Here is a 13,187-nt window from a genome sequence, read left to right on the forward strand (position 1 = left end):
TGGATCACGGCGCCACCGCGTACCCGATCGAGATCAAGGCGACAAGTCCGGCAGTGCCACCTGGCGGTTTGTCCTCTGGGGCGTGCCGGTCGTGATGAGCGGTCCGCTCAGGCTGTAGGGTTGGCTGGCGCTTGGACGTGATAGTCCCTTGGTCGCGCGAAAACGCTTGCTACACAAGGGGGTTGCCCGTGGCGGACTCGTTTGTGCACCTGCACGTGCACACCGAGTACTCGATGCTCGACGGCGCGGCCAAGGTCGCCCCGCTGTTCGAGGAGGCCGGCCGGCTCGGCATGACGGCGGTCGGCATGAGCGACCACGGCAACATGTACGGCTCCGACGAGTTCTACCAAACGGCGCAGAAGACCGGCATCAAGCCGATCATCGGCATCGAGGCCTACCTCGCGCCGCACAACCGCCTGCACAAGAAGCCGGTCTTCTGGGGCGACCCGGGCCAGCGCGGCGACGACATCTCCGGTGCGGGTGCCTACACGCACATGACGATGTGGGCGCGCAACGCGGACGGCCTGCGGAACCTCTTCCGGCTGCACACCGAGGCGAGCAAGACGGGCTACTACTACAAGCCCCGCATGGACCGCGAACTCGTCGCGGAGCACGCGAACGGCATCATCGCGACGACGGGCTGCCCGTCCGGCGAGGTGCAGACCCGGCTGCGGCTCGGGCACACCGCCGAGGCGCTGCAGGCGGCGGCCGACTACCAGGACATCTTCGGCAAGGAGAACTTCTTCCTGGAGTTGATGGACCACGGTCTCGACATCGAGACCAGGGTCCGCGAGGGCCTGCTGGAGATCAGCAAGAAGCTCGGCATCCCGCCGCTCGCGACCAACGACAGCCACTACGTCACCAAGGACCAGGCGGACACGCACTCGGCGTTGCTCTGCGTGCAGTCCGGCAAGATGCTCACGGACCCGAACAGGTTCAAGTTCGACGGCGACGGTTACTACCTGAAGTCGGCCGAGGACATGCGGCAGATCTGGAAGGACCTGCCGGAGGCGTGCGACAACACGCTGCTCGTCGCGGAGATGGTCGAGTCCTACGACGACATCTGGAGCATCAAGGACCGGATCCCGAACTTCGAGGTCCCCGAGGGCGAGGACCAGGCGTCGTGGTTCCGCAAGGAGATCCGGCGCGGCCTCGAGTGGCGGTTCCGCGGCTCCGAGGTGCCGGACGAGTACATCAAGCGCTGTGACTACGAGGCCCAGGTCATCATCGACAAGGGCTTCCCGGCGTACTTCCTCATCGTCGCCGACCTCATCAACTACGCCCGCAGCGTCGGCATCCGCGTCGGCCCCGGCCGTGGTTCCGCGGCGGGCGCCGCCGTGTCGTGGGCGATGGGCATCACGAACATCGACCCGATCCCGCACGGTCTGCTGTTCGAGCGGTTCCTGAACCCCGAGCGCACCGCCATGCCCGACATCGACATCGACTTCGACGACCGCCGTCGAGGCGAGATGATCCGGTACGCGAGCGAGAAGTACGGCGCCGACAAGGTCGCCCAGGTGATCACGTTCGGCACCATTAAGACCAAGGCGGCGCTGAAGGACTCGGCGCGTGTCCACCACGGTCAGCCGGGCTTCGCGATCGCCGACAAGATCTCCAAGGCGCTGCCGCCGCCGATCATGGCGAAGGACATCCCGCTCAACGGCATCATCAACAAGAGCCACCCGCGCTACGGCGAGGCCGCCGAGGTCCGCTCGCTGCTCGAGACCGACGTGCAGGTGAAGGAGATCTTCGACACCGCGCTCGGGCTCGAGGGCCTGATCCGCAACGCCGGTGTGCACGCGTGTGCGGTCATCATGTCGAAGGACCCGCTGTCCGACTCCATCCCGCTCTGGTACCGCGACGACGGCTCGTTCATCACCGGCTGGGACTACCCGTCGTGCGAGAACATCGGCCTGCTCAAGATGGACTTCCTCGGGCTGCGCAACCTGACGGTCATGGGCGACGCCATCGAGAACATCGAGATGAACCGGGGCAAGGACGCGGTCCCGGACTTCGACACGCTCCCGATGGACGACCCGGAGACGTACGCGCTGCTCGGCCGCGGTGACACGCTGGGTGTGTTCCAGCTGGACGGTGGCCCCATGCGCGACCTGCTGCGCCGCATGCAGCCGACGTCGTTCGAGGACATCGTCGCGGTCGGCGCGCTGTACCGCCCCGGCCCGATGGGCGTGAACGCGCACAACGACTACGCGGACCGCAAGAACGGCCGTCAAGAGGTCAAGCCGATCCACCCGCAGCTCGCCGAGCCGCTCAAGGAGATCCTCGGCGAGACGCACGGTCTGATCGTCTACCAAGAGCAGATCATGTTCATCGCCCAGGAGGTCGCCGGGTACTCCATGGGCCGAGCGGACGTGCTCCGCAAGGCGATGGGCAAGAAGAAGGCCGAGGTCCTCGCGAAGGAGTTCGAGGGCTTCCAGGCGGGTATGCGGGCCGACCCGCGTGGTTTCTCCGACGAGGCGATCCAGGCGCTGTGGGACACGATCCTCCCGTTCGCCGGCTACGCGTTCAACAAGTCGCACGCCGCCGCGTACGGCCTGATCTCGTACTGGACCGCGTACCTCAAGGCGAACTTCCGCGCCGAGTACATGGCCGCGCTGCTCACCTCCGTCGGTGACAACAAGGACAAGTCGGCCGTCTACCTCGCGGAGTGCCGCCGCCTCGGCATCAAGGTGCTGCCGCCGGACGTCAACGAGTCCGCGCTGCGGTTCTCCGCGGTCGGCACCGACATCCGCTTCGGCCTGGGCGCGATCCGCAACGTCGGCGCGAACGTCGTCGAGTCGATCATCAAGACGCGCAAGGAGAAGGGCAACTACACGTCCTTCACGGACTTCATGGACAAGTCCGAACTCGTCGCCTGCAACAAGCGCGTCATCGAGTCGCTGATCAAGGCGGGCGCGTTCGACTCGTTCGGACACCCGCGCCTCGCGTTGATCCAGGTGCACGAGGACGCGGTCGACGCGGTCGTGCCGATCAAGCGCAAGGAGGCCGAAGGTCAGTTCGACCTCTTCGGCGGCGACAGCGCGGACGACCAGGACGACAGCACGTCCCCGTTGGCGCACCTCAAGTTCGGCACCGAGGAGTACCCGCGCAAGCAGATGCTCAGCCTCGAGAAGGAGATGCTGGGCCTCTACGTCTCCTCGCACCCCCTCGACGGTGCCGAGCGGATCCTGCGCAAGTTCGCGCCGCGCCCGATCGCCGTCGTGCTCGACGACCCGCCCAAGGAAGGCGAGCTGATCGTCTCGGGCATGATCTCGTCGATCGAGCGCCGGGTGAACAAGAACGGCCTGCCGTGGGCGATCACGGTCATCGAGGACCTGGACGCGTCCATCGAGGTGCTGTTCTTCCCGAAGTCGTACGAGGTGCTGCGCGACGACCTCGAACTCGACTCCGCCGTCTGCGTCAAGGGCCGGGTGAACTGGCGCGAGGACAAGATGGCGATCTTCGGTGACGGGGTCGTGCCGCTCGACATCAGCGACGCCGAGGCGAACCCCGGCGCGGACCCGCCTCTCGTCCTCGGCCTGCACACCAGGACGCTGACGCCCGAGCTGATCGAAGAGCTCAAGATGGTGTTCAAGTCGCACGAGGGGCAGGTCGCCGTGCACCTGGAGGTGCAGAAGCGCGACAAGTCGAAGGAAATGCTGGTCGTGGACAACTTCCGGGTCAGCACGACGCCGTCGCTCTTCGGTGACCTCAAGACGATCCGCGGCGTGACGATCCACCGCTAAAGGTCGAGGACCAGGTCGGTCTCCGGGCGCGCGCAGCAGATCAGCGCGTGGCCCGGGGCCGGTGGTTCCAACGGCTCCGGATCGTTCGTGAAGGTGCCGGACAGCACCGGTGTCACGCACGTGTGGCAGACGCCGGTGCGGCACGACCAGCGGGTCGGGACGTCGCACGCCTCGGCGAGGTCGAGGACCGACTCGTCGTCGCGGACCGCCGCGGTGAGGCCGTTGCGGGCGAAGGTGATCTGCGGGCCGGTGCCCGGTCGTGCGGGCTGGTGCGGCGCGACGGTGGTGACGCCGGTCAGGCCGGGATTGATGGCCGTGCGCGCACCGAACAGTTCGGTGTGGATCCGGGCCGGGTCGAAGCCGAGGCCGACGAGGGCCTCGCGCATGTCGTCCATGAAAGCGTTGGGGCCGCACAGGTACGCGCTCGCACCGATCGGCAGGTCGACCAGGTCGCGTTGCGTCAACCTGCCTCGCTCCGAGAAGCGGACGACCGTCCGAGTGGGCCCGAGTTCCCGCACCTCCTCGGCGAAGGCCTGGTCGGCTGAACGCGTCGTGTGCACCCACCACACCTCGCGGTCCGTCCCCTTGAGCGCGTGCAGCATCGCGAGCACCGGCGTGATCCCCACCCCGGCCGAGAGCAGCACCACCGGTTCGTCGCCGGGTTCCAGCACGAACTCCCCGCGCGGCGCCGCCACTTCCAGCTCGTCGCCGGGTTTCACGTTGTCGTGCAACCAACTGCTGACCACGCCGTCGCGCTTGACGCTGATCCGGTACGAGTCCGCCGAGAGCGAGTAGCTGCGCACTCCGCCCGGCACCCGGACCGTCAGGTACTGGCCCGGCAACGCGCGCGGCAGGCCGTCACCGGCGAGGTGGAACGACGTGATGGACGGGCCCTCCGGCACGACCGCCTCCACCCGCACCGATCGGAACCCGACCCGGCCAACGGGTTCCGGCGGTGCCAGCAGGTCGCGGAACGAACCCTGCCAGCCGGGGCTCAGCGCGGGGATGTCGACGGCCTTGAGCAGGCTCTCGCGGTCCTTGCCCGGCAGGTAGAGCAACGCGTCGATCGCGGCGACGCTCAGCGCGTGCCGGCCGACGCGGGTGCGCACGATCTCGTCGCCCGCCCGCACCTCGCCCTCGGTGATCACCCGCAGGTAGAAGCCGGGACGGCCGTGCGCGACCATCAACGACGGCATGCGCGGCTCGTCCAGCCTCATCCCGACGCGGTAGCAGGTGACGCGCGGCTGGGTGACCTCGAACTCGGCCCCGCCGATGCGGAACCGGTCGCCCACGTGCACCTCGGTGTCGGCCAGGCCCTCGACCGTGAAGTTCTCGCCGAACTGGCCGTGCTCGAACGTCCGTCCCAGTTCGGACCTCCAGTGCTCGTAGGACTCCCGCTGGTACACGAGCACCGCGCGGTTCTCGCCACCGTGCCCACCGAGGTCGCCCTGGCCGTCGCCGTCGATGTTGAGGCGGCGGACCATGCGCGGCCCGTCGACCGGCTGCTTGAAGATTCCGGTGTGGACGGTCCTGCCGTGCCAGGAGACGTCCTTCGGCAGACCGACGTTCAACGACAGCAGGCGGGCCATCAGCGTTCTCCTCGCGTGCGCTGGTAGTGGCGGCGGGCTTTCATCCTGTTGCCGCACACCGCCATCGAGCACCAGCGGGCGGAGTTCGGCTTGCTGTGGTCGATCAGGAACAGCCGGCACTCGGGGTTCGCGCACGGTCGCAGCCGTCCGGGGCTGGAGACCCGCAGTGCGTCCCAGGCGAGCACCGCGCGTGCGGCCGCCGTTCGTCCTCCGGGCAGGTCGAGGTGCCACACGAGACCGGACGGGTCGACGCCCGCCCGTTGCCGCACACCCTCCACGAACGGCGCCAGCGCGGCCGTCTCCCCGGTGCCGCGGACCACCGCCTGCAACGCGTCCCGCGCGGCCACGAGGGCGCGCAGTTCGTCCTTCGACGCCGGCTGGTCGTGCGACGTCAGCCACCCCGGGCCGTCCTCCGCGAGCAGGTCGTGCTGTCCGTCGTCCAGCACGGGTGTGGTGTTCAGCAGGTCGAGCAACAGCGCCTCGTCCATTCCTAACCTCCAAAGTGACCCTTGACAGGTTATAGGACCGGGTGTCTAACTATCAACCACCGTTTAAAAGGTTAGGAGATGGTCATGGGTCTGTCGTGGCAGCAAGGGCCGTTGGGTGCGAAGGCCGTGGGGCGGTTCCTGACGCCGGAACCGTTGCCGGAGCGGCTGTTGTGGGCCGAACCGCTGCGCCGCCGGATGCGCGTGAAGCACGCGGGGGAGTGGGTCACCGACAGCGAGAACGTCGTGCTGCTGCACGAACCCGGCCGTTATCCGGTCGCGTACTTCCCGCGTGACGACGTGACGGGGCTCGAAGAAGAGACGCGCACGACGAACCACCGCGATTTCGGTGTCACCAAGTGGTTCGCGGTGGGGGCGGCGAAGCACGCGGCGTGGCAGCACGTCGATCTGCCCGCGCATGCTGACGTCCTGCGAGACAGGATCGCTTTCGCCTGGCGTGCGATGGAAGCGTTCTACGAGGAGGACGAACGGATCGTCGGGCACGCGGCCGATCCGTACCACCGCATCGACATCCGGCAGACCTCACGGCACCTCGTCGTGCGGGACGGCGACCGGGTCGTCGCGGACACGAAGAGGCCGCTGGCGCTGTACGAATCGGGTTTCGCGACGCGCTGGTACGTGCCGCGCGAGGACGTCGATGCGGACGCCTTGCGGCACGTCGAATGCGAGACCTTCTGCCCCTACAAGGGTTTGGCGAGCTACTACGACATCGGTGACCGCAAGCGCGCCGCCTGGTCGTACCCGGACGCGTGGGCCGAGGTGGCCCCGGTGTCGAACTGGGTCTCGTTCGAACCCGACGTCGTCGACGTGTGGCTCGACGACCGCAAGCTCGCCCTGGAACCAGGGCAAACCGTTGTGCCGCACGGCATCGACCGCGGCCTCACCCCGGAAGAGATCGAGGGACTGCGATGAAGGTGCTGGTCATCGGACGTGACAGCGGCATCGCCGGCGCGGTGGCCGCGAAGGTGCGCGCCGCCGGCGGCACGGTCGTGCTGGCCGGGCGCAACCAGGACGAGCACGTCGACCTGACCGACGAGGCCAGTGTCGCGGCCCTCGCCGAACGGGTCGGCACCGTCGACCACGTCGTGTCGACCGCCTCGGCCAGGGCCCGTGGCACGGTCGCCGATCTCGACCGGGACGCCGTGCGGGCGTCGTTCGACGTCAAGGTCGTCGGCCCGATCCTGCTGGCCAGGCACTTCGCCCCGCGCATGCCCGCCACCGGGTCGTTCGTCTTCTTCTCCGGCGCCTCCGCCCGCAAGGTCATGCCGGGCATGCTCGCCGTCGGCGCCACCAACGCCGCCGTGGACGCCATCACCCGCGGCCTTGCGGTCGAACTCGCGCCTCTCCGGGTCAACGCCATCTCGCCCGGCACGATCGACACCGGCGCCTACGACGGCCTCGGTGCGCAGAAGGCGGTGTTGTTCGCGGCCCGCGAAGCCACCAGCCCGGCCGGGCGGGTCGGACAGGCCGACGAGATCGCCGACGCGGTGTTCTTCGCGCTCACCAACAGGTTCCTGACCGGCGTCTCGCTCGGCGTCGACGGTGGAGAGGTGCTGGTCTGAGGTGGACTACCGGATCGAGGTCGTGACCATCCCCGTCAGCGACGTGGACAAGGCGATCACCTTCTACACGAAAATGGCCGGATTCGAGTTGGACGTCGACTATCGGCCGAACGACCAATTCCGCGTAGTGCAACTCACGCCGCCCGGTTCGGGGTGTTCCATCCAGTTCGGCACCGGTGTCGGGAACTACCTGGTCGTGAACGACATCGAGGCCGCGCACCAGGAGATGGCAGGTCGCGGCGTGAGCGTCGGACCGTTGCGGCACAAGGCGGGCATGCCCGACTGGCAGGGCGGTTTCGCGCCCGGCAGGGACCCCGCGCGGCGCAACTACGCGAGCTTCTTCGACTTCACCGACCTCGACGGCAACCTGTGGACGGTGCAGGAACGAGGATCGCGCGGGAAATAGTGGCGAGGGTCGAGTAAACGGGGTTAACTGGGTGAGGTGACGACACTCACCCGGTTGCCCGCCGACTACGTCCAGAACCCGCACGAGGTGCACGACCTGTTGCGCGCCGAGGGGCCGGTGCGGGAAGTCATCCTGCCGCACGGTCTCAAGGCCTGGCTCGTCACTCGCTACGACGAGGCGAAGATCGCCCTCACCGACCCGAGGATCAGCAAGGACATCCAGACCGGTGGCCACCTGATGGCCAAGCACGCCACCCAGGCGCACGTGCGCCGCGAGGTCGAGCCCACGCTCGCCGTCCACATGCTCAACCTGGACCCGCCCCACCACACCCGCCTGCGCAAGCTCGTGACCAAGGCCTTCACCGCCCGTCGCGTCGAGTTGATGCGTCCGCGCGTCGAGGAGATCGCGGCCGAGCTGATCGCGAAGCTGGACGACGGCGACGAGGTCGACCTGCTGGAGGTGTTCGCGTTCCCGCTGCCCATCACGGTGATCTGTGAGCTGCTCGGGATCCCGATCGACAACCGCGACGACTTCCGCGAGTGGTCCAACCAGCTGCTGTCGTTCGGCACGCCCGAGCAGGTCCAGGCAGCGGCGGCCTCGATGGCGGGCTTCCTGTTCCAGCACGTCACGGCGATCGCCGAGGCCGAGCCGAACGACACGTTCTTCTCCGCCCTCGTGCACGCGGACGACTCCGGTGACCGGCTGAGCACCGAAGAGCTGATCTCGATGGCGTTCCTGCTGCTGGTGGCGGGCCACGAGACGACGGTGAACCTCATCGGCAACGCCGTGCTCGCGTTGCTGAAGAACCCGGAGCAGCTGCAGATCCTCAAGGACCGCCCGGAACTGATCCCGGCGAGCACCGAGGAGTTCCTGCGGCTGGAAGGACCGGTGAACGTCGCGACCTTCCGGTACACCAAGGAGTCCGTCGAGCTCGGCGGCGTGACCGTGCCCGCCGACGAGATCCTCATGGTGTCGCTGATCGCCGCGAACCGCGACCCGCAGCGCTACGAGAACGCCGACCAGCTGGACGTGACGCGGTCCGCGCAGGGCCACGTGGCGTTCGGGCACGGCATCCACTTCTGCCTCGGCGCGCCGCTGGCCCGCCTGGAGTTCGACGTGGCGCTCACGCGGCTGCTGGCCCGGTTCCCGAACCTGACGCTCGCGGCCGAGCCGGAGACGCTGGGGTGGCGGGACAGCACGCTGATCCGCGGCCTGCACACGCTGCCGGTGCGCCTCGCCTAATCTCGGGCGGGTGGACGACCTGCTGAAGCTCGACCAGGCGCACGTCTGGCACCCGTACGGCCCGATGCCGGGCACCCAGGAACCGCTGCTCGTCGCGGAGGCCTCGGGTGTCCGGCTCACCCTCGCGGACGGCCGTGAGCTGGTCGACGGCATGTCGTCGTGGTGGGCGGCCATCCACGGCTACCGCCACCCGGTGCTGGACGCGGCCGTCACCTCCCAGCTCGGCCGGATGAGCCACGTGATGTTCGGCGGGCTCACGCACGAGCCCGCCATCAGGCTCTGCGAGAAGCTCGTGGAGATCACGCCTGAGCCCTTGCAGCACGTGTTCCTGTGCGACTCCGGCTCGGTGTCGGTCGAGGTCGCCGTGAAGATGTGCCTGCAGTACTGGCGTTCGCGGAACCGGCCGGAGAAGCACCGCCTGCTGACGTGGCGCGGCGGGTACCACGGCGACACGTTCAACCCGATGTCCGTGTGCGACCCCGACGGCGGGATGCATTCGCTGTGGCGTGGAATCCTGCCGCAGCAGGTGTTCGCGGACGAACCGCCGGCCGAGATGGACACCGCGTACGTCCAGCACCTCGCGGACCTCATCGAAGAACACGCTCACGAACTGGCCGCGATCATCGTCGAGCCGGTCGTGCAGGGCGCCGGGGGCATGAGGTTCCACGACCCCCGCTACCTGCATGTACTCCGTGAGCTCGCATACACACACGACGTGCTGTTGGTGTTCGACGAGATCGCCACGGGGTTCGGGCGCACGGGCGAGCTGTTCGGCGCCGGCCACGCGAACGTCAGCCCGGACGTCATGTGCCTCGGCAAGTCGCTGACCGGCGGATACATGACGATGGCCGCCACCTTGTGCACGTCCCGGGTGGCGGACGGGATCAGCAAGGGTGAGGTGCCGGTGCTCGCACACGGGCCGACGTTCATGGGCAACCCGCTGGCCGCCGCGGTATCGCTGGCGTCGATCGAACTGCTGCTGTCGCAGGACTGGAAGCGCGAGGTCTCGCGTATCGAGACCGGTCTCAGGAACGGACTCGCGCCCGCACGCGCGTTGCCCGGTGTTCGGGACGTGCGCGTGCTGGGCGCTATCGGTGTCGTGCAGCTGCATGAGCCCGTGGACATGGCACGGGCGACGAAGGCCGCCGTGGACGCTGGGGTGTGGCTGCGGCCGTTCCGCGACCTGATCTACACGATGCCGCCGTTCATCAGCACGGACGACGACATCGCGGCGATCTGTCAGGGCGTGATCGCGGCGGCCAGCTGAGTGTCCGTCGGTTCGACCATGAACTCGCCGTTCGGCAGCACCACGACGGGGATCTGCTTGCGGCCGGAGATCTCGATCGCCTTGTCCCGCGCCGCGTCGTCGTGCTCGACGTCGACGTAGGTGAACGGCACGTTGTTGCGGGTCAGCCACGACTTGGCCCGGCGGCAGTCGCCACACCATTCGGCGCCGTACATCACGATCGGTTCGTCGGTCATGTGATCACCGTAGGTGAGGTTCTAGGGTGGGGCCCTGTGAGCGTGCTGGTGATCACCGGAACCGGGACCGAGGTCGGCAAGACCGCCGTCACCGCGGGCATCGCGGCGCTGGCCAGGGCAGAAGGCAGACGGGTCGCGGTGCTGAAGCCCGCGCAGACCGGCCTGCTGCCCGGCGAGCCGGGCGACGTGGCGGAGGTGGCGCGGCTCGCGGGCGACGTGACGACCCGTGAGCTGGCGAGATACCCCGACCCGCTGGCCCCGGCCACCGCGGCCAGACGCGCGGGCATGGCCACCGTGCACCCCAAGGACGTCGCCGCGGCCGTGACGGAGCTCGACGAGACCCACGACCTGGTGCTGGTCGAGGGCGCGGGCGGGCTGCTGGTGCGGTTCGACGAGAGCGGTTCGACCCTGGCCGACATCGCGTGGGCGGTGAACGCGCCGGTCCTGATCGTGGCGCAGGCGGGGCTCGGCACGTTGAACACGACCGCGCTGACGGCCGAGGCGTTGCAGCGGCGTGGGCTCGAAGCGATCGGCGTCGTGGTCGGCAGCTGGCCGTTGCACCCGGACCTCGCGTCGCTCACCAACCTGGCTGATCTGCCCGAAGCGGCGGGTGCCCCGTTGCTCGGCGCGCTGCCCCAGGGTGTGACGAAGCTCGGTTCTGTGGATTTCCTGGGCGTTGCCAAGAGATCGTTCTCACCGTGGTTCGGCGGGGCGTTCGACCCGGACACGTTCGCGGCTCAGTTCGCGGTCCAGTGACCTACGTCGCTCCACGATGAAGGATTCAGTGCGGCATAGTGCACGCCAGGCCACAGGAGGAGGAGAGACCGTGACCGCAGCTCCGGAACAGATCGACGTGCTCGACGAGGCTCGTGAGCAGGTGCTCGAACGAGGAGTCGGACTGTCGGAGGAGCAGGTCCTCAAGGTCCTCGAACTCCCCGACGACCGCATCCCCGAGCTCCTGGCCCTCGCCCACGAGGTCCGCGAACGCTGGTGCGGCCCCGAGGTCGAGGTCGAGGGCATCGTGTCGCTCAAGACCGGCGGCTGCCCCGAGGACTGCCACTTCTGCTCGCAGTCGGGCCAGTTCCCGTCGCCCGTGCGGTCGGCGTGGCTCGACATCCCCGGCCTGGTCCGCGCAGCGAGGCAGACCCGCGACACCGGCGCGACCGAGTTCTGCATCGTCGCGGCCGTGCGCGGCCCGGACAAGCGGCTGCTCTCGCAGGTGCGCGACGGCATCAAGGCCATCCGCGAGGACGGCAACGACATCCAGATCGCCTGTTCGCTGGGCATGCTCACGCAGGAGCAGGTCGACGAGCTCGTGGCGATGGGCGTGCACCGCTACAACCACAACCTCGAGACGGCCCGTTCGCACTTCCCGGAGGTCGTGACCACGCACTCCTGGGAGGAGCGCTGGGACACGCTGCGGATGATCCGCGACGCCGGCATGGAGGTCTGCTGCGGCGGCATCATCGGCATGGGGGAGACGCTGGCGCAGCGCGCGGAGTTCGCGGTGCAGCTCGCCGAGCTGGAGCCCGACGAGGTGCCGCTCAACTTCCTCATCCCGAACCCCGGCACGCCGTACGAGAACTACCCGGTCGTCGAGGGCGCCGAGGCGTTGCGCACGGTCGGCGCGTTCCGGCTCGCCCTGCCGCGCACGATCCTGCGGTTCGCCGGTGGCCGTGAGCTGACGTTCGGCGACCTGGGCGCGAAGCAGGGCATGCTCGGCGGCATCAACGCGATCATCGTCGGCAACTACCTGACGAACCTCGGCCGCCCGGCGCAGCAGGACCTCGACATGCTGGAAGAGCTGTCGATGCCCATCAAGGCGTTGAGCCAGACCCTGTGATGACGTACTGCTCCTTCTGCGGCAAAGAGGATGCTGACGGCGACCACGCGTTCTGCCGTCAGCGGTTGTCCATGATCGACCCGCCGCGGTACTGCGCGGAGTGCGCGCGCCGCATGGTCGTCCAGGTGACGCCGGACGGCTGGACGGCGCGCTGCAGCCGTCATGGAGAGACCGCCTCGGCTCGGTAGTAATCTCTCGCGAATGGACGAGAAAGCAGCGCCGGTGCGCATCGAACCCGTGCCGGAGCCGCCGTACGTCTACCACTACTACCTCCGGCCACGGCCGAAGGTGGTGGTGAAGCGGGACCTGCTGCCGGGCGTCGTGGTGGCGCTGACGACGTTCGCGTTCGGGCTGCCCGCCGCCTACCTGTGGTCGTGGCTGGCACCGGCGCAGCTCAAGATCGTTTCGGCGCAGGACGGCAAGTTCTACCCGATCGGGCTGGAGAGCTACCACCGGCTCGACGCGCTGATGGTGTTCGTGATGATCGGCCTCGGCGCCGGTGTGATCACGGGCGTCGCCACCTGGCTGCTGCGGCAGCGGCGCGGGCCCGTCGCGATGCTCGGGATGACCGTCGGCGCGTTCGGTGCCGGGTGGTTCATGCAGTTCCTGGGCGGCTCGCTCGCCGCCGGCGCGTACCCGATGCCCGCGTCGATCAAGGCCAACGACACGTTGCTCGTCGCACCGTCGCTGGAGACGTGGTGGGGGATCCTGGCGTGGCCGTTGGGCGCCGCGCTGGCGTACGGCTGCTGCGCGGCCTGGAACGGCCTGGACGACCTGGGACGACGCCTCGGCTGAGGCGCCGTCCCCCTGG

At 68.6% G+C, this 13,187-nt stretch carries 13 protein-coding genes; 10 read left to right on the forward strand and 3 right to left on the reverse strand.

What is annotated here, in order from left to right:
* Positions 1-233 precede the first annotated feature (233 nt).
* Positions 234-3,746 (forward strand): DNA polymerase III subunit alpha, encoded by a 3,513-nt coding sequence (dnaE, locus tag QSK25_RS15415; RefSeq protein ID WP_502881862.1) that lies wholly within the window; start codon positions 234-236, stop codon positions 3,744-3,746.
* Here the strand turns inward: dnaE and QSK25_RS15420 are convergent.
* A complete protein-coding gene (locus tag QSK25_RS15420) occupies positions 3,743-5,335 on the reverse strand; it encodes an MOSC domain-containing protein (RefSeq protein WP_285638926.1) in 1,593 nt (530 codons plus the stop codon). The genes dnaE and QSK25_RS15420 overlap by 4 nt on opposite strands.
* Positions 5,335-5,823 carry a CGNR zinc finger domain-containing protein gene (locus QSK25_RS15425; RefSeq protein ID WP_285638928.1) on the reverse strand — a complete coding sequence of 163 codons (489 nt, stop codon included), beginning with the start codon at positions 5,821-5,823 and terminating at the stop codon, positions 5,335-5,337. Before QSK25_RS15425 ends, QSK25_RS15420 begins: the two co-directional genes overlap by 1 nt.
* 78 nt (positions 5,824-5,901) lie before the next feature.
* Between QSK25_RS15425 and QSK25_RS15430 the strand changes: the two genes are divergently transcribed.
* The 5 genes from QSK25_RS15430 to QSK25_RS15450 all read left to right on the forward strand — a co-directional run bounded on the left by QSK25_RS15430 (position 5,902) and on the right by QSK25_RS15450 (position 10,318).
* Positions 5,902-6,753, forward strand: coding sequence for a DUF427 domain-containing protein (locus QSK25_RS15430; RefSeq protein WP_285638929.1), 852 nt, complete (start codon positions 5,902-5,904; stop codon positions 6,751-6,753).
* Positions 6,750-7,403 (forward strand): SDR family oxidoreductase, encoded by a 654-nt coding sequence (locus tag QSK25_RS15435; protein WP_285638930.1) that lies wholly within the window; start codon positions 6,750-6,752, stop codon positions 7,401-7,403. Before QSK25_RS15430 ends, QSK25_RS15435 begins: the two co-directional genes overlap by 4 nt.
* A gap of 1 nt (position 7,404) precedes the next feature.
* The gene (locus tag QSK25_RS15440; RefSeq protein WP_285638931.1) at positions 7,405-7,809 is read left to right on the forward strand and encodes a VOC family protein; all 405 of its coding nucleotides are present in this window, start codon (positions 7,405-7,407) and stop codon (positions 7,807-7,809) included.
* A 36-nt stretch (positions 7,810-7,845) separates the two neighbouring features.
* Positions 7,846-9,051, forward strand: a complete 1,206-nt coding sequence (locus tag QSK25_RS15445) for a cytochrome P450 family protein (protein ID WP_285638932.1) — start codon at positions 7,846-7,848, stop codon at positions 9,049-9,051.
* A 64-nt stretch (positions 9,052-9,115) separates the two neighbouring features.
* Complete coding sequence (locus QSK25_RS15450; protein WP_285639389.1) at positions 9,116-10,318, forward strand: adenosylmethionine--8-amino-7-oxononanoate transaminase; 1,203 nt, start codon at positions 9,116-9,118, stop codon at positions 10,316-10,318.
* Here QSK25_RS15450 and QSK25_RS15455 read toward each other — a convergent pair.
* Positions 10,291-10,533, reverse strand: coding sequence for a glutaredoxin family protein (locus QSK25_RS15455; protein ID WP_285638933.1), 243 nt, complete (start codon positions 10,531-10,533; stop codon positions 10,291-10,293). The genes QSK25_RS15450 and QSK25_RS15455 overlap by 28 nt on opposite strands.
* Before the next feature lie 36 nt (positions 10,534-10,569).
* Between QSK25_RS15455 and bioD the strand changes: the two genes are divergently transcribed.
* The 4 genes from bioD to QSK25_RS15475 all read left to right on the forward strand — a co-directional run bounded on the left by bioD (position 10,570) and on the right by QSK25_RS15475 (position 13,171).
* Entirely contained in the window at positions 10,570-11,289 is a 720-nt protein-coding gene (gene bioD / locus QSK25_RS15460; protein ID WP_285638934.1) for a dethiobiotin synthase, read from the forward strand.
* 70 nt (positions 11,290-11,359) lie between these two features.
* Positions 11,360-12,376, forward strand: coding sequence for a biotin synthase BioB (gene bioB, locus QSK25_RS15465; RefSeq protein ID WP_285638935.1), 1,017 nt, complete (start codon positions 11,360-11,362; stop codon positions 12,374-12,376).
* Complete coding sequence (bsaP, locus tag QSK25_RS15470) at positions 12,376-12,564, forward strand: biotin synthase auxiliary protein BsaP (protein ID WP_285638936.1); 189 nt, start codon at positions 12,376-12,378, stop codon at positions 12,562-12,564. Before bioB ends, bsaP begins: the two co-directional genes overlap by 1 nt.
* A gap of 13 nt (positions 12,565-12,577) precedes the next feature.
* Complete coding sequence (locus QSK25_RS15475; protein WP_285638937.1) at positions 12,578-13,171, forward strand: DUF2567 domain-containing protein; 594 nt, start codon at positions 12,578-12,580, stop codon at positions 13,169-13,171.
* The last annotated feature ends 16 nt before the right edge of the window (positions 13,172-13,187 follow it).

This window comes from Lentzea sp. NBRC 102530 (assembly GCF_030269365.1).
Lineage (GTDB): Bacteria > Actinomycetota > Actinomycetes > Mycobacteriales > Pseudonocardiaceae > Lentzea.